Raw genomic sequence first — 16725 nt, 5'->3', positions numbered from 1 at the left:
CCGTTCCAAATGCTAGCCAGGAACAAAGACATGCTCCAATTCGCCCGCTTTGCCGCCACGCGTGCGGTGATGGCTGTGGTCACACTTGTATTGGTATCACTCATCGTGTTCACGCTGATGGAGCTTGTGCCGGGCGATTGTGCCGAACGCTATCTTGCCTATAAAAATACCCAAGGCTCGGCCATCACACTGGCGGATATCGAGGCCGAACGGGCCCGACTAGGGCTTGATCGCCCGTTCCTGACACGCTGGGCCAGTTGGCTGAGCGGTGCCTTCCGCGGTGATTTCGGCGAAAGCTGCATATTACGCGTGAATATCGCACAGCTATTGGGCGACAAGTTTTGGATCTCGCTGTGGATCTGCCTTGGATCGTTGACGCTGGCCTATATGATCGCGCTACCCGTGGGTATTATCTCGGCTGCTTCCAAGAACGCATTCCTCAACAATTCTCTGCGCCTGATCAGCTATCTGGGTCTGGCCATGCCCAACTTTCTGCTGGCGCTGATGGTGATGCTGTTTTCCACAATCTATTTTGGCGAGACACTCACCGGCTTGTTCAGCCCCGAATATCGCGAGGCCCCCTGGTCATGGGCCAAGTTCGTGGACCTGCTGAAACATGCCTGGTTGCCCATATTCATTCTGGGCTGGTCCGCGACTGCCTTTGCGTTGCAGACCGTGCGCGCATTGATGTCGGATGAGATCGGCAAGCTTTACGTAACCGCAGCTGCGGCGCGTGGGATTTATGGCCCGCGTTTATTGTGGCGCTACCCCGCCCGTCATGCGCTTGGGCCAATTATCAACTCGCTGGGATTTGACCTGAACCGTATCTTCAACGAACTGCCCATTGTCGCCCTGATCCTGACACTGACCGAGGCCGGGTCGCTGCTGCTGGAGGCTCTGGCACGGTCGAACGACCAACAACTGGCAGGCGCCATCATCTTCCTGCTAACAGCCGCCATCGTCACACTCAATTTCGCCACGGATATCCTGTTGGCTGTGATTGATCCGCGTGTGCGCAAGAGCATTCTGAGGTAAGATCCATGTCTGCAAAAACCTCCACGAAAATCGACGATCAGAAGGCCAAGGAAGCGTATTTCACGGCGTCGCAAAGACAGCTGATCTGGGCCAGGTTCAAAAAGCAGCGCGCGGCGATGATCGCGGCCACCGTTTTGGTTGTTCTGATCCTGTCGGGCCTCTTTGCGCCGTTTTTGTCGCCATACGATCCAACGGTCGCAGGACGGGACAAGGATTACCTGAACGGGGCCCCTCAGATACCGAAATTCTGCGACAAGAACGGCTGTTCGATCCGCCCGTTTCTGCACACGGTGACGCGCGAGCGGTCGATTGCCACTAACTTTCGCTGGGTCGAAAAGATAAACGAGGATGAACGCCGCTACATGCAGTTTTTCGTCCACGGCGACAGCTACAAACTGTTTGGGTTCATTCCGGGCAACATCCATCTGTTTGGCATGGATCAGGGCTATGTCCATCTTTTCGGCACTGACAGCGCAGGAAAAGACATCTTTTCACGCACACTGCACGCGGTCTGGACGTCACTTCAGGTGGGCACGTTAGGCGTGGTGATCTCGTTCGTGTTGGCTTTGATAATTGGTGGCGTGGCTGGATATTATGGCGGGGCCATAGACAGTGTGATCCAGATGATCACCGACGCGGTCAGGACAGTACCGTCTATCCCCCTTTTCATGGCTATAGCCGCCTTTATTCCACCCGAATGGTCGGCTGAAACCCGATTTTTCGTCATAACCCTGATCCTCGGGCTGGTGGGATGGCCAACCTTGGCCCGACGGGTACGGACCCATCTGCTGACCGAGCGTAATCAGGAATACGTTCTGGCCGCGCAATTGTGCGGGGCACCCGCCGGTCACGTCATCAGGCGGCATCTTCTGCCAAGCTTTACCAGCTATATCATCGTCGACTTGGTCATCTCGTTCCCCTACGTGGTCCTGTCGGAAACGGCGCTCAGCTTTATTGGGCTGGGCCTCAAAGACCCGGTGAACTCATTGGGTGTTATGTTGCAGAACGTGACCAAAGCGGATGTGTTGTTGAATTATCATTGGTACTTCATCCCGGTCCTCTTCTTCATCGCGCTTGTCATGGCCTTCGTCTTTGTGGGCGACGGGCTGCGCGATGCTGCCGATCCCTATTCGGAGACCCGTAAATGAGCCTGATCGACGTCGAAAACCTGACGCTGCAATTCAAGACCGACGAAGGGCTGATCACCGCGGTCGACAACGTGTCATTTTCGCTGGCACCGGGCGAGGTCATGGGCCTTGTGGGTGAAAGTGGCTCGGGCAAATCCGTGACCGCAAAATCGCTGATGAAGCTTAATCCAGGCAATGCAGTCTACGCGCCGGAAAGCCGTATCACGCTTCATCTGGACAGCGGACCGGTGGATGTCCTTGCCTTGCAGCGCCCGCGAGATATGGAAGTCGTGCGTGGCGGGGCGATCAGCATGATCTTTCAGGAACCGATGGCCAGTTTCGCACCTGCAATGACAATCGGCAGCCAGATGGTCGAGCAGTTGTTGATTCACACGGATATGTCCAAAAAACAGGCCCGTGAACTGTCGATCGAGATGCTGGACCGCGTCGGTATTTCCGATGCGTCCACTCGGTTTGGGCAATACGCATTTGAAATGTCGGGCGGCATGCGTCAGCGGGCGATGATTGCCATGGCGTTATCGACCAAACCAAAGCTTTTGATCGCGGACGAGCCCACCACGGCGCTGGACGTAACTATACAGGCTCAGGTTATCGACCTGATGAAGGATCTGGTGGATGAATTCGGGATGGGCATCATCTTTATCACCCATGACCTTGGGGTGGTCGCACAGACAGCCGACAAGGTGGCGGTGATGTATTTGGGCAAGATGATCGAACAAGGCCCGGTCCGCGAGGTGATCCGCAACCCCTATCACCCATATACCCAAGGGCTGATCGACGCGCTGCCACAGCTGGACGATCTGGACAAGCCATTGATGCCGGTGCCAGGCGATATCCCTTCGCCGCTGGAACGGCCTGAAGGCTGCGTTTTCCATACCCGTTGCAGCAAAATCGTTGGCGATGTCTGTAAAACGATTGTGCCGGGCTGGTCGGACACTGGTGAAAACCATCGCACAGCCTGCCACCTTTGTGACGAGAGACAATCCGCATGAGCAACGACAATCTGATCGAAACCCAGGACCTGTCGGTTGGATTCCCTGTCGGCGGGAAGATTTTCAACAAGCGTACCCTGATGGCGGTCAACGAAGTTTCGCTGTCGATCCCCCGCGGGTCCTTTTTCGGTGTGGTAGGTGAGAGCGGTTCGGGTAAGACAACCTTTGGCCGCGCCCTGCTGAATGCGGCACCCATCACCGGTGGCACCGCCCATTATGATGATGGAGAGGTCAGCTATGATCTGGGCAATTTGGCCGGGGCCGACCTGAAGGAATACCGCCACCGTGCACAGCTAATTTTTCAAGACCCGTATGCTGCGCTATCTCCGCGTATGACCGTTCGCGACATCATTGCCGAACCTCTGGAAGTTATGGGTCTGTGCAACTCGCGCGAAGAGGTGGACGAACGTGTGCGCGAAATCGCCAGCTTGTGTCGGCTGAACCTGGAACATTTGCGCCGGTTTCCACATGCTTTTTCTGGCGGTCAGCGTCAGCGGATTTCCATTGCCCGCGCTCTGGTGTCCAAACCCCGGTTTGTGGTGGCAGACGAAAGCGTCGCGGCACTGGATGTGTCAATTCAGGCCGACATCCTGAACCTGTTAAAGTCGCTTCAGGATGAGATGGGGCTGACTTATCTGTTCATCAGTCATGACCTGTCGGTGGTGGCCCATACCTGCGATCATGTCGCCGTGATGTATCTGGGGCAGATCATGGAAAGCGCGCCAACGCGCCAGCTATTCCAATCGCCGCGTCACCCATACACCAAAGCACTGTTTTCAGCGATCCCGTCTCTGGACCCGGATGATCGCGGCAAAGCGCAGAAACTTGAAGGTGAGATTCCGTCGCCAACCAATCGCCCCAGTGGTTGTCAGTTTCACACACGTTGTCCTTTTGCCACTGACCTGTGCAAGCGGGAAGAGCCGCATTTGGAAACCTGCGAGGCTGGACATGCAGTAAGCTGCCACAGATGGCGTGAATTGCAGTAGGCGGGTTAATCCGGGTCAAAGTGTTGGTTGCCGTCAAATTGGTTCAACGCCTTTGAGGCGATAGAGGCAACTGACGAGTAATGTAACTTGGGGAGACACTGAAAGCTTTTTTGTTTAACCGAATACGGCTTCTCGCGAACACGCATCGGTACTTCAAGAAAACTCACAATCCAACTGTTTCTGCGGGGCGTATGTTCAGGCGGCAATAAGTATCTCGGTCCCACGAAAGCCGTTGCACTTCACACTTCTTGGCGCAATGAGAAGGATTGGGTATTTCCAGCACCAAAGTCCCGGTCAAAAGACTTTTCGCCTAGCCGGTATTGCGGTAATGGGTGGACTCATACGATGAAGGTCAAACAGTCTAGGTTCGGAGTTTCTTGCACGCAAGGCATCTTACCTGATCGGTAATGGTGTTTCTGCAATCTGAAAGTCGTACTTTTGCACGTTCCGTGAAAATTAGTTCAACAAACCGTACATTATATTGCTTCTGGTATTCCCAGCTCTGACAACCCTTGAGAATTTGAAAAATGGTTAACAGTCCTAACGCACAGGGTGTCGAACGCCACTGGCAACTGAGTCCCAGGCAGAACCAAAGTGCGTCATTTACCAAGACAGCGGCGGGCACGTTGCTGTTGTTTGTTACTTTCTCTCAGGGCAACGTCACCAGCGCCAGCCAGTTTGTCATCTTATACTTGCCGATCCTGTCTTTGGCGCTTGTGATTATCGGCGGCCGGAGGGGTTCTGCAAGTACTCTTGCCCCCAGCAGCCCCGCACGGCTCGGACTTCTACTGATACTCGTTCCGGTACTTCTGGCGACCCTTTCCACGGCCACCGTGCAATACGTCATCATCCTGCTTGGCTTTACCCTTATTGTCTTAACGCTGCCGGTGGGCGGGTTCCTCCAAAACCTTCCAACTTATGCTTATTACGCAGCCTGGCTGAATGCGATGCTGTACATGGGCGAAGTAATATTTTGGGGGCAACTGGGAATACCATTCGACCCATCAGTGTTTAACTATATCGGCGTCGACCGTGAGGGGGTAATAACCACATGGGGATTGACCCGCTATGGTGGACACCATTCGGAGCCAGGGTCCTTCGCAGTCAATTTCGCGGCGTTAACGGTGTTGTCGTTGATGGGCGATCGAATGCCCACTCTGTTCCATTGGTTTGCTGTGTTTCTATTGGCTGGAACGCTGTCGATCACGGCGGCGCTATTGGCTGTGGTTGTGGTGGTGTCGATTATTCTGACCAGCAAACTGACGGCGAGATCTCTGTTTTTGCTTGTACTGGGACTTGGCCTGATCCCTGTGCTGATTTTGCAACTTCTGCCGCTTTTGGGCTTGCAATCGATGGAATTTCTGACTGAACGCCTGGTTGACCGTGGCGGGAACGATATCAGTATCTACATTAAGGCACAGCTTGTCGAAGATGTTAAAACGCGAGACTTCTTATCTACAATATTCGGGAACCGATACGCAGAGTGCTTTCATTGTAGTTACTCCAAATCCATGGGCTTTGGTTTCTATTTTCTGTTTCAAGGCGGTCTGGTGGGTGCCATTGCAGTTGCAACCATTGGTGGCATCGCAGTCTGGCGACTTGGACGAAAGGGCTTCGCGCTTTTCATCGTTTTTATGTTGATGCGGTTGGAGTTTCATTTCCCTCAAGCCATGATGCTTTATTTGATCGTTGTAGGTTTGCCAGCACCCAACGGACGTTCCTCAAAGGGTAAGATCGCGTGAAAAATATTTTGGTATTTGCGTTGCGTATGATCACGCTTCGTTTGGCAGTCATTCTTTTGTCGTTGACGCAGACTACACTATGGGCGGCTGAGTTGGGGGTTGCAGGTTTCGGCCTAGTTTCGGCTTTCATCAGCGCGCAGGTTCTTTTAGGGTTGGGCGCGCGCTTTGGTGCGGACAACGTTTTGGTACGTCACTTTCGCACTGATCCGAACTTTCCGAAGCGTTTCCATACTTTTGTCCGAGCGGCGATCTTAGCCTCGGTGGTCGTCGCCCTAATCGGGTTTACGATATTGGCAAAGCCAGTGTTCGGTAAGCTGACCAGTTACGGCGCCGTCGCGTTTGTAATGCTGTTGCTGAGTTTTAACATCATGCAAATCCTGATTCAGGTTGTCGTAGCCCAAAGACGTCAGGTGCTGGTGACACTGGTCGGAGGCGTACTACCTTTGTTGGTAAGTCTGGGATTTTTCTCCTTACCGTTGGACAACTACCTTTCAGTGCCCAGACACATTCAGGCAGTAGCGTTCTTGGCTTTAGGATATTTTCTGGCTGCCGCGGTTTTGGCGGTTCTTCTGCGTGATTTCTGGGCAGAATGTCGTGCGCAACACCGAGCGGCTCCTGGGCGCATGCGATTGTTGCTGGGTTCTGAGCAGTGGCACTTTCTAGCCTATCAAAGTATTGGCCTTGCCCGGGTTCACGGAACCACGTTGGCTGTTTTGGCGTTGTTTGGTGCTGAAACGGCCGGGTTCTTTGCTCTTGCATTGCGCTTTGGCAATCTACTGAGCTACCTCAACGAGCCAGCTCGCATGTATGTACTTCCGCGCGTTGCCGGCAGTTCCAGGGGCAATATCTGGCGCCTCTATCGCTCAATGTTGGGATTGAACGCTGGGCTGTTCGTGATTGGTGTCCTATCGCTTGCCGGCCTCTATTTCTTTGTCCAGCTGCCATTTTCCACAGACCCACCGTTCCTGCTCTATACCGTTATCATCATGGCCGGTGCGGCGGTGAACCTCTGTATTGGTCCAGTCGGGGCTATTCTTGCTCAAAGCGGCAATGAAAAACGCAACCTCACCGCAAATATTCTGGGCTTTGGCATCGCAAGCTTCTGTCTGCTTTTGGCTTGGGCTTTAAATGAGCCTGTTGCGGCAGTATTGGGAGTGTCATTGTCCACCGCGACGATCAATCTGTCTAACACTTTAAGCCTGATGCAGGTAATGCGCGATCCAATTGCCGGTCCCGGTCCGTGGCAACTGGGCCGTAGGCGTGGGTATAGGGCCATCCAGGATAAAGCACGTTTTGTTGGCAGCAAAAAATCTTGAATAGCATTGGTTGAAAAAAAGGTCATCTGAGTTGATACATGTTCGAAACTTCCAAATCGCTAGATCAAAAGATGAATAACAGTTACGCGCCTATTTTGATCTTTGCTTACAACAGACCGGATAGATTATCTCAAACCTTGCAGTCACTAAAGCGATGTCCTGAATTTTTGGAGTCACCTCTGAATGTGTTCATTGACGGGCCGAGAACCGCCAAAGATACCAAAATGGTGAAACGCGTTCGCGAAGTTATTCAAAATCTGGAACACCCCAATAAGACAATTCACGTGAGGGAAAGAAATCTGGGCCTGAAAGCTTCGATCAGTAAAGGTGTTTCTGACGAGTTGAGGGAAAATGATTGCGCTATCATCCTGGAAGACGATCTTATCCTATCGCCGCAGACGCTGCATTTTTTCAATCAGGCTCTGGCAAAGTTTGCTTCGGATGACCGGGTTTGGAGTATTTCTGGCTATATGTACGACGTCGCGAGTTTTAAGGAGCGGCGGGACGCATTTTTTGTTCCATTTCCTCATCCTTGGGGCTGGGCAACCTGGAAAACATCTTGGGAGCGTTTCGCGTCTGGCTCGAGGGATCACGCTGTCGTCGGGTCCAAAAGTTTCAGAACTTATTTTGACGTTCTTGGTCTTCGGGATTTCTCATCCATTCTCGAGCTTGACGACCTTGGCTTAATAAGCAGCTGGTACGTGAACTGGTACCTAGAGATTTTTTTGCAAGGCGGCGTTTCACTAGCCCCGCCCGTTAGCCTAGTGCGGAACGCAGGTATGTTTGCGGGTACACATGCAAGCCCTCTCAACCCTTATCGCTTTTTGCACAAGAACCAAGAGTTGGCCTCGTTTTCACCTAAATTGCCGTCAGAAGTTGTGCTGGACTTCAAAGCGTTGGATTCGATCAGAAGCTCACGGGATGTGAAATTGCAAAAGGTCATCTCCCAGCTGGGTCGGGTAAAACGACGTGCCAAACAGGTGGCATCCATCGGGCGGGGCACGTGAAATGAAATATGTGCGAAACGCTTATCGAGCGATGAACAGATACACTGCAATTCGGGCGAATGTGAGTGTCGGAAAAAGCTTTGTTATCGGTGTGGAAGGGCACATTCAGGCCCCCGATCAATTAAAAATTGGTGACAACGTCAATATCGGGCGAAACTTCTACATGGCTTGCAATGGAACCATTGGAAGCAACGTTCTGATATCTAGCTATGTTGGCATTGTGGGTCGGCGGGATCATGACATGAAGCAAGTCGGCGTGCCGATTACCCAAGCTTCGTGGATCTACAGCGACGATCAGGACAGCGACACACCCGAAAGCACGATCTGTATCGAGGACGATGTCTGGATAGGATTTGGCGCGATATTGTTGAGCGGAATCACTGTCGGCAGAGGAGCTGTCATTGGTGCAGGTTCACTGGTAAACTCGAATGTCGAAAGCTACGACGTTGTTGCCGGGAACCCGGCGAAAAAGATTTCACGACGGTTTTCGGACGAGGAAATTGCCAATCACGAAAATGCAACAGTCTAGTTCTGCGCCTATTTTCATATGTTCACTATTCAAGTTCTTTCCGATTTGGTGTCTAAGAGGATCAATCCAGCCTGAATTTTTCGATAACAGTAATATTCAAAACGAATTAATTTCCGCTTAGCCATTTAACATAGCTCAGCCAGCCATGGCTTGACGCAACTTTCTATTGCCCGCACGAGAATTTCATGACCGAACCAACTTCAGTACGCCCCATTTTCATCGGCGCTTGCCCCAGAAGTGGAACGACCTTTTTGGGGGATCGCATAGGGGCACTGCTGAACGGTCGAGTGATGCCTGAATCTCAGTTCAAACGCCCCGCCTTGCGGGCGTTAGCGGTTAATGGCCCCGAGGTCGCAGTCAAAGTACTCGACAATGAGCGGTCTTATCGACTTTGGAGGGATCGCCCGGCGCGTGAAACACTGTTGAAATGTAATGATGCCGCTAGCTTTTTGAGCCATTTGGTTTTTCCCGAAGGCGTCCCCGTTGGCACTGCGCCAATCTGGGTAGATCACACCCCGATTAACTTCGAAGATTTTAGCATTTTGCGGCGAGCATTCCCCAACGCCCGGTTCGTTAACTTGGTTCGAGATGGGCGGGCAGTCTTCTCCTCGGTTCGGGGGTTGGAATGGGGACCGCGCAACCCAATGCACGCATCATGGTGGTGGGCCGCACGTACAGCGCCGGGGCTTGCTGCAAGCCTGAGACATCCGGATTGCTGCGTAACCGTCCGGTATGAGGATTTGGCACGCGGACATCTGGATGATTGGAGCTCGTTGCTAACTTTTCTGACCGCAGGCGAGAAACGCAGCGTTACCCCAGAAGAGCTGAGCGCTTCTAGCGGATTTGAAGTGCCCGACTACACTCGCCATCAACACCAACTTGTCGGCGAAGCTCCTTCTGCCGATCGCGTCGAAAGCTGGCGTACAACCCTCTCACAGCGTGAGATCGAAATCTTCGAAGCGAACAACGGCGGCGCGCTGCTTGAGATGCTGGGATACGATCGGCTCTTTTCCTTTCCGCGACCTGCAATCAGGTCAGAGATGATCCGAATGGGCGAATGGCCGTTTCGTGTTACCGCCGAACCCATCAAGAAATTCAAACAGGCGCTGCGTTGGAACAAGGTTAAGTCTGCAGACAAGGTTACAAGTGCATGAGCGATCAGGGTTGTTTCCTTCTCGGGTTGGGTGCGCAAAAATCCGGTTCGACCTGGGTGCATTCCTATCTCGCTGCGGATTCGAATGCAGATTTTGGTCCGATAAAGGAATACCACGTCTGGGATTCGGTCCATTTGCCAGAAATGGCACACTACGATCATCGTGGGCGATCAGGTCTACGAAACGCAGGTGAATCCTTACTGCGCCGCGCGCTCCACCGGTCTCCGTCTGTCTCTGCGGTTCGCGGCGCGTTACAGGATGATCTTGAAGGTTACTTCGATTTCTTCAAGGACTTGCTCAATCGTCCTGGGATTGCTTTAACTGGCGACATCACTCCAGCTTATGCAGGTCTACCAGCGTCAGTACTAGAAACCATTCGAGACGGCTTTGCCCATCGCGGCATTCCTATGAAAGCTATGTTTCTCATGCGCGATCCGGTGACGCGATGCGTTTCTGCAGCACAGATGAACCGACGCAAAAACACCCGCACCGAAGCTGTACAGCTAGATGGCGATTTGGATACCGCTGTACTGGCTTATGCACAATCACCCGAAGCGAGACTGCGAGCTGACTACGAACGCACCGTAACTGCGTTGCGACAAGTTTTTGCCGAAGATCAGTTGTTCTTCGGCTTTTACGAAACGATCTTTCAGCGAGATGAAATCGCCCGCCTGTCCGAGTTTGCGGGTGTCGCCTTCTGCCCCGAGCATGCAGAACGGCAGGTGAATGTGCATGCCAAAGCTGAATACGTCGGTGACGCGACCCAAGAACAATTGCGCATCATTTTCGATCCGACTTACAATTTTTGCGCAGAAATATATCCAGAAACCAAGGACATTTGGATGCCCGAGGTACTCAACCCGGAAACACTGGTGAAAACCGCCTCATGATCTATCCAAAACGCATCCGCATTGTCTCGCCAGTCTATCCCCGCCCCTATAAACCGGAATCCGGTCGTTTTGTTGCCAACCTTGCCGAGGGCTGGAGTGCCCAAGGTGTTGCTGTCGATGTGATTAGCGCGACTACCCTTTCTGAGCGCCTCAAAGGACGATCTCTCCGCGAAGATGTCTCAATCCCCGGCGTCAATACAGATCTGGTGCCGACGTTAGGCACCCCATTTGCCAAGCATTTACCCAAAGGGCTCTACCGCTTGCTGCTAGACCGCCACAACGACAATATCCTCTCGGGGTTGCGTGGTGGTAAGCGACCCGATCTGATCTACGCTCAATTTGCCGAGTCTGGGCAGTTTGCCCGTGTCGTTGCTCGGGAAAAGGGGCTGCCCTACTTCGTGGCTTTGGGCGAGTCCCATTCTCTGCTGAAAGGCACAACCGATACGGTTGAGATGCGCCGCACAGTTATACGTGACGCGGCAGGGATTGTCTGTGTATCACCGCGATTGCAGGATGAGGCGATAGAGCTGGGTGCCGATTCATCACGCGTGGAACTGATATTGAATTTCCCGAATTGGGCACGGTTTCGTCCGATGGATAAGGTCGAATGTCGACAAAAGCTTGGGCTGAGCCAAGATGCATTCATCCCGGTCTACGTAGGCCACTATTACGACCGCAAAGGAGCATCCCGGCTTAACGCAGCGCTGCACAAAATGACAAAGCCTGTCCAAGCTGCGTTTCTAGGTTCTGGACCGCTGGTGCCAGACTTTCCAGGAGTCATCAAGACAGGGAGCGTCAGCCATGAGGACCTTGCGTTATGGCTGAATGCCGCCGATGTGCTGGCCCTTCCAACTCTGGCCGAGGGCTGCTGCAACGCCATCGCTGAGGCCATGGCTTGCGCGCTTCCTGCAGTGACGTCGGATATTCCCGACGTCAGGTGGCAGGTGCCGGACAAAGGTGTGGTATTGGTGAACCCCTACGATATTGATGCTCTTGCCGCGGCACTGGATGAGCTTGCTGCCAACCCCCTCCGCGTGGCGGAAATGCGCGAAAGCCTGTTGCCGTTGTCACAGGCAGATCGTAAAAAAAGTCGCCCATCTGAAATTCTGTCATGGATTCAACGGACGCTCGCCAACGACAGGATTCAATGCCCGGCGTAGTTGCCGTTTAGGCACTGCCAAACTTGTAGCATAACGTCCTTGAGAGTGGGTAGCGTCCCAGCCAAAATAGGACCTAAACCCAGCTTTAAGGGCTTCGAACTTCTGCGTGAAACAAACGTTTATGCGGTCTGGAACTAACATCGGTTTGCTCTCAATACAACAGGTGACGTTGAATTGCTGGTAGAGTGAGACGTCAAATTCAAACTTGGAGTTTGCGGTCCACACGAGCAACTACCTAAAAATTAGAGTTTATTTTAGTTCAACGACCGCCTCAAGCCTCGTGAAGGTGCTTTCTGACGGTTGGATCAATCCTATTGCTTTGGGCAGGATAGATTCCACAAGCAGCAATTGCCTCACGGGCGGTTACACGCTCGTGCAATCGTTTCCAGATTGCCTTGGCAGCGTAGGGATGCGGGTAAGGGCGCCATGCGACGCCCATTGTCATGCCTCGCAGATATTTCAGCTGTTGACGGTGTGCGGAATACAATATCGTATTGGCAACGCTACCTTCGCGCGTAAGCTCGTGCTCGGTCACGAATATCCTGTTTCCGCGCATTGTCACCAAACCGGCATAGCGTGAAATCTGGTGCGTACTTTTGTCTGGAGACGTAGCAATTTCTCGGGAGCGGATCGTGAACAGCCCATCAACTTCCTGAATTCGGATCAATGAACAAAAGATCTTTCCTTCCCATGAAGGTGTGCAGAAATAGGAATGATAGAACCCCACGTATCGCCTGAGGTTTTTCTGTTGACCCCGAAAAGGTTCCAAAAAAGCATCCGTTGGCGTTGTTCCGGCGTGTGAAAAGGTACCTTTTAACATGAGTTCGAAGGCGCCGGTTTCAGCGAATAAATCGGCTTCTGTCAGGTCGAAATGACGCGCAATGCGACGCATGTTGTACGCGGAAGGCAGACTGGCGCCATTCAAGTAACGATTGAATTGCTGTCTGTTGACGCCGATATCGCGACAAATCTGCGAAATGTTCCCATGTTCTGCGCATAACGACCGCAGGTTGGCAGAAAAATTCTCGGACACAGGCAAAACCTTTCGCGTTCTGACGCGGTATCACTGCAAATAGCGTCAATCCGCGTAAGATCGCACAATTTGTTTTGTCTGCAAATCGGTTTCTTCTTCGGTATCGGCCCACAACAGATAAGTCTCAGATGCCAATCGAAACCATCGAAAACACATGGATCACCCTTGCGGACGGGCGGCGGCTTGCCGCGCGTATCTGGTTACCCGAAACAGATCCGGCCCCGGCCATTCTGGAATACCTGCCATATCGCAAACGAGATGGCACTGCGCCAAGAGATGAAACAACACACACAGTTTTTGCTGAAGCAGGATATGCCTGCATCCGCGTCGACATTGCTGGGACCGGAGACAGCGAAGGGCAGTTTGACGACGAGTATTCCGAGCAGGAACTGCGTGATGGCGAGGAGGTCATAGCCTGGATTGCCGCGCAGGATTGGTGTGACGGGTTTGTCGGGATGATTGGAATATCGTGGGGCGGGTTTAACGGTCTGCAACTGGCCTTTCGACAACCACCTGCGTTGAAAGCCGTGGTCAGTGTCGCTTCGACTGTGGATCGCTATGCGGATGACATCCATTTTATGGGTGGATGCCTGCTAAGTGACAATATGAACTGGGGCAGTCAGATGTTTGCGTACCTGACCCGCCCTGCTGATCCTGAACTTCGCGCGGATTGGCGAGAGGATTGGCTTGCCCGACTGCAAAACGTCCCATTCTCTGCGGCGGATTGGTTGCGTCATCCGACACGGGACTCTTTCTGGAAGCACGGCTCAGTTTGCGAGGATTGGTCCGCGATCCAGACCCCTGTATTGGCAATCACTGGCTGGGCAGATGCTTATGTCAATGCACCCCCGGCTTTGGTCGCGAACCTAACCGTGCCCGCTAAAGCCGTCATTGGACCTTGGGAACATCGCTACGCGCATATCTCGAAACTTGATCCGGCGGATTTTCACTCAGAAGTCATCGGCTGGTTTGATCGCTGGCTGAAAGGGCAAGAAAATGGCGCCGAGGATTTGCCTGCGTATCGGACCTACATGCAGGAACACTTCAACCCAACAGTGCATAACAGCCCTCGGCAAGGTCGTTGGATCGCTGAGGCGACATGGCCTTCGCCTCATGTCTCTGAACAGGTCTGGCATCTGACAAAGGGCGGTTTTTCGCAGGAGTCGACGTCTGGTACGGTCGCTATCGCGTCGCCCTGCCAAATTGGTGCCGATGGGGGGTATTTCTGTGCCGGTATGCGGATCGACAACGAACTTGCGGGCGACCAGGCCAGGGACGATGGCCTGTCGGTTTGTTTTGACAGCGCGCCGCTGCAAGCTCCGCTAGAGTTACTGGGGCGCGCAAAGCTGAAGTTTCAATTTTCAGTGGATAAACCTGTGGCACAACTGGTCGCGCGGTTGTGCGACGTCTCGCCTGACGGTGTATCGCAGCGGATCAGCTATCGGTCTTTGAACCTGTGTCACTATCATAGTCACGAGACGCCGCAAACGCTGGAGCCAGGTCAGATTTACGAGGCCGAGATAGCCCTGAATGAATGCGCGCACCACTTGCGCGAGGGCCATTTGTTGCGGCTGGCGCTGTCTACATCTTACTGGCCGATCATTTGGCCAGCACCACGTTCTGCCGAAGTGTCTTTGCACTTGCAAGAGTGCGCCCTGCATCTGCCGGTGCGTGAGGTCACACGCGAAATTCATGCCTCGGAACCGGGACCGGCACAGACATATCCGGTTCTTGAAGCTGAACTTTTGCGCCCACCTTCAGCCCAATCTGAACGCAGGATGACCGGTGACGGTCGGGTGGTTCTGGAAACGTTCGATGACTATGGCAAGACGCGCGATCCTTATCATGATCTGATTGTCGGCAGCGATGTGCGAATGCACTACGGTATCCACCCCGATGATCCTGCCACTGCGGTCTTTGAGACCGCCTGGAACTTTACCTTTGAGCGGGCGGATTGGCAGGTGGCCATCTCGACCGAGTGCCGCATGAGTTGCGATGCGCAGAATTTCTATCTCTACCGCAAACTACGCGCCACCGAAGGCACAGACGAAATCGAAGTTCTAACAAAGGAATGGTCCGAAACCATTCCGCGTGGGCTTCTGTGATTAAATCCAAGGGAGGATAAAATGAAGATCGAATGGACAAAGGCCAATGTCGGTCGCCGGAGGTTTCTGAAAGGCGCAACCGCGCTTGGGGCCGCAACCGCGCTTCCGATGGGGTGGGCGAACCGTGCGTTTGCAGCAGATGACGGTGTTTTGCGTGTGCGGGCCTATGGTGATGCACAGAACATGGATCCGGCCCATTCCGTTGGTGTTGTTGAAGAGGAGGTACATGCTTCGATCTACAACAAGCTGATCCAGTACAAACCAGGCGAGGAATGGGGCTGGCAGTTGGATGCCGCAACGATGATCGAGCAGGTTGATCCGACCCACATCAAATTCGCACTACGTGACGATATCGGGTTCACCAACGGTTTTGGTGCCATGACCGCCGAGGATGTCAAATTCAGTATGGAACGGGTCGTGGACGACGCGACCGACAGTCCGAATAAGCCCGACCTGGGGCCATTCAGCCATGTTGAAGTGACCGGTGAACGCGAAGGGACAATCGTTCTGAACAAGCCGTTCGCACCGATCTGGTCGATTGCCCTGCCCTATATCACCGGAAACATCGTCTCAAAAGCGGCAGTCGAAGCCGCCGGTGGCCGGATCGGGGCTGATCCGGTTGCAGAGTCCGGGCCGTACCTGCGGGACAGTTGGTCACCCAAGGAAAAGACGGTTCTTAAGCGCAACCCTGATTGGAAAGGGGATGCACCGACCTGGGATACTGTCGAGATTTATCCAATTGACGATGAAAACACAGCCGAGATTGCGTTTGAGGCAGGTGAGCTGGATGTAACCCGTGTGTCGCTGGGCTCGGTCGAGCGGTACCGCGCCGGTGTTCCGAATGGCGGATCGCTGGTTGAAAAACCCTCGCTTTATTATGTCTGGTTGGGAATGAACGTCGAGCATCCGAAGCTGCAAAATCAAAAGCTGCGGCAGGCGATCCAGCACGCGGTGGATGTACCCAGCATTCTAGAGGCCGCCTATTTTGGTGCCGCTGATCCATCGACCGGCATCATTGCACCGGGTCTTGCCGGGCATCGACCTTCTTCGCTTGTGCCACCCGAGGCGAATTTTGAAAAAGCGGCGCAGTTGCTGGCGGAATCCGGTGAAACCAATGTTACGCTGACCCTCGATACACTGAACAAGACGACCTTTACGACAACCGCCCAGATCATTCAGGCGACACTGGCGCAGATCGGGATCACGGTTGAGGTGAATGTTCTAGAATCCGGGGCGTTCTGGGCGTCTGGCGACAATGAGAACCTTCAGCTTGTACTGAATCGCTATTCCATGACCCCTGATCCGTACTATGCGACGTCGTGGTTTACGCCCGAACAGATTGGCAAGTGGAACTGGGAGCGTTTCAATAGTCCTGAATTCAACGAAATCCATGAAGCCGCGGCTGCGGAAACGGATATCGCAAAACGGGCTGAAATGTATCAGCGCGCGCAAGACTTGATGGAAGATAGCGGTGCCTATCGCTTTATCACCCACGAGGCGACACCGGTCATCCACAGCGCACGTGTCATTCCTGCGCTTCGGCCGGATGGCCTGTCCCTGCTTCGCTATTTCGGCAAGGCGACCTGATCTCCCCAGGTCGACCGAGGTACGGCGGGCGCGTAACGCTC

At 53.5% G+C, this 16725-nt stretch carries 14 protein-coding genes; 13 read left to right on the top strand and 1 reads right to left on the bottom strand.

What is annotated here, in order from left to right:
- The first annotated feature begins 30 nt into the window (after positions 1-30).
- From ACR0B0_RS14730 to ACR0B0_RS14680, 11 genes are all read left to right on the top strand, one after another.
- On the top strand, positions 31-1035 hold the full coding sequence (locus tag ACR0B0_RS14730) for an ABC transporter permease (RefSeq protein WP_170379431.1): 1005 nt from the start codon (positions 31-33) through the stop codon (positions 1033-1035).
- Between the two features lie 5 nt (positions 1036-1040).
- Positions 1041-2183, top strand: coding sequence for an ABC transporter permease (locus ACR0B0_RS14725; RefSeq protein ID WP_170351163.1), 1143 nt, complete (start codon positions 1041-1043; stop codon positions 2181-2183).
- Positions 2180-3175 carry an ABC transporter ATP-binding protein gene (locus tag ACR0B0_RS14720; RefSeq protein WP_170351164.1) on the top strand — a complete coding sequence of 332 codons (996 nt, stop codon included), beginning with the start codon at positions 2180-2182 and terminating at the stop codon, positions 3173-3175. The genes ACR0B0_RS14725 and ACR0B0_RS14720 overlap by 4 nt, the downstream gene beginning before the upstream one ends.
- Positions 3172-4161 (top strand): ABC transporter ATP-binding protein, encoded by a 990-nt coding sequence (locus ACR0B0_RS14715; protein ID WP_480648419.1) that lies wholly within the window; start codon positions 3172-3174, stop codon positions 4159-4161. The genes ACR0B0_RS14720 and ACR0B0_RS14715 overlap by 4 nt, the downstream gene beginning before the upstream one ends.
- Before the next feature lie 527 nt (positions 4162-4688).
- Positions 4689-5903, top strand: coding sequence for a hypothetical protein (locus ACR0B0_RS14710; protein ID WP_170351166.1), 1215 nt, complete (start codon positions 4689-4691; stop codon positions 5901-5903).
- Complete coding sequence (locus tag ACR0B0_RS14705) at positions 5900-7219, top strand: lipopolysaccharide biosynthesis protein (RefSeq protein ID WP_480648417.1); 1320 nt, start codon at positions 5900-5902, stop codon at positions 7217-7219. Before ACR0B0_RS14710 ends, ACR0B0_RS14705 begins: the two co-directional genes overlap by 4 nt.
- A 38-nt stretch (positions 7220-7257) precedes the next feature.
- A complete protein-coding gene (locus ACR0B0_RS14700) occupies positions 7258-8226 on the top strand; it encodes a glycosyltransferase family protein (RefSeq protein WP_170351168.1) in 969 nt (322 codons plus the stop codon).
- Position 8227: 1 nt separating this feature from the next.
- Positions 8228-8755 carry an acyltransferase gene (locus ACR0B0_RS14695; RefSeq protein WP_170351169.1) on the top strand — a complete coding sequence of 176 codons (528 nt, stop codon included), beginning with the start codon at positions 8228-8230 and terminating at the stop codon, positions 8753-8755.
- A 185-nt stretch (positions 8756-8940) separates the two neighbouring features.
- Positions 8941-9909, top strand: coding sequence for a sulfotransferase family protein (locus tag ACR0B0_RS14690; RefSeq protein WP_170351170.1), 969 nt, complete (start codon positions 8941-8943; stop codon positions 9907-9909).
- A complete protein-coding gene (locus ACR0B0_RS14685) occupies positions 9906-10799 on the top strand; it encodes a sulfotransferase family protein (protein WP_480648415.1) in 894 nt (297 codons plus the stop codon). Before ACR0B0_RS14690 ends, ACR0B0_RS14685 begins: the two co-directional genes overlap by 4 nt.
- Positions 10796-11959 (top strand): glycosyltransferase, encoded by a 1164-nt coding sequence (locus ACR0B0_RS14680; protein ID WP_170351172.1) that lies wholly within the window; start codon positions 10796-10798, stop codon positions 11957-11959. The genes ACR0B0_RS14685 and ACR0B0_RS14680 overlap by 4 nt, the downstream gene beginning before the upstream one ends.
- A gap of 271 nt (positions 11960-12230) precedes the next feature.
- Here the strand turns inward: ACR0B0_RS14680 and ACR0B0_RS14675 are convergent, their stop codons facing one another.
- The gene (locus ACR0B0_RS14675; RefSeq protein ID WP_480648413.1) at positions 12231-12992 is read right to left on the bottom strand and encodes a helix-turn-helix transcriptional regulator; all 762 of its coding nucleotides are present in this window, start codon (positions 12990-12992) and stop codon (positions 12231-12233) included.
- 128 nt (positions 12993-13120) lie between these two features.
- Between ACR0B0_RS14675 and ACR0B0_RS14670 the strand changes: the two genes are divergently transcribed.
- The gene (locus tag ACR0B0_RS14670) at positions 13121-15097 is read left to right on the top strand and encodes a CocE/NonD family hydrolase (RefSeq protein ID WP_480648411.1); all 1977 of its coding nucleotides are present in this window, start codon (positions 13121-13123) and stop codon (positions 15095-15097) included.
- 21 nt (positions 15098-15118) lie between these two features.
- Entirely contained in the window at positions 15119-16684 is a 1566-nt protein-coding gene (locus tag ACR0B0_RS14665; protein ID WP_480648409.1) for an ABC transporter substrate-binding protein, read from the top strand.
- Positions 16685-16725 lie beyond the last annotated feature (41 nt).

The organism is Ruegeria sp. BA12, assembly GCF_056539625.1.
Note: the sequence above shows the minus strand (reverse complement) of the source record. Positions and strands in the feature narration are given on the sequence as shown.

Excerpts from the sequence above, each read along its gene's own strand:
- ACR0B0_RS14665 (WP_480648409.1), top strand. The coding sequence starts at position 15,119 with ATGAAGATCGAATGGACAAAGGCCAATGTCGGTCGCCGGAGGTTTCTG.
- ACR0B0_RS14695 (WP_170351169.1), top strand. The coding sequence starts at position 8,228 with ATGAAATATGTGCGAAACGCTTATCGAGCGATGAACAGATACACTGCA.
- ACR0B0_RS14715 (WP_480648419.1), top strand. The coding sequence starts at position 3,172 with ATGAGCAACGACAATCTGATCGAAACCCAGGACCTGTCGGTTGGATTC.
- ACR0B0_RS14720 (WP_170351164.1), top strand. The coding sequence starts at position 2,180 with ATGAGCCTGATCGACGTCGAAAACCTGACGCTGCAATTCAAGACCGAC.
- ACR0B0_RS14680 (WP_170351172.1), top strand. The coding sequence starts at position 10,796 with ATGATCTATCCAAAACGCATCCGCATTGTCTCGCCAGTCTATCCCCGC.
- ACR0B0_RS14670 (WP_480648411.1), top strand. The coding sequence starts at position 13,121 with ATGCCAATCGAAACCATCGAAAACACATGGATCACCCTTGCGGACGGG.
- ACR0B0_RS14690 (WP_170351170.1), top strand. The coding sequence starts at position 8,941 with ATGACCGAACCAACTTCAGTACGCCCCATTTTCATCGGCGCTTGCCCC.
- ACR0B0_RS14730 (WP_170379431.1), top strand. The coding sequence starts at position 31 with ATGCTCCAATTCGCCCGCTTTGCCGCCACGCGTGCGGTGATGGCTGTG.
- ACR0B0_RS14710 (WP_170351166.1), top strand. The coding sequence starts at position 4,689 with ATGGTTAACAGTCCTAACGCACAGGGTGTCGAACGCCACTGGCAACTG.
- ACR0B0_RS14725 (WP_170351163.1), top strand. The coding sequence starts at position 1,041 with ATGTCTGCAAAAACCTCCACGAAAATCGACGATCAGAAGGCCAAGGAA.
- ACR0B0_RS14685 (WP_480648415.1), top strand. The coding sequence starts at position 9,906 with ATGAGCGATCAGGGTTGTTTCCTTCTCGGGTTGGGTGCGCAAAAATCC.
- ACR0B0_RS14700 (WP_170351168.1), top strand. The coding sequence starts at position 7,258 with ATGTTCGAAACTTCCAAATCGCTAGATCAAAAGATGAATAACAGTTAC.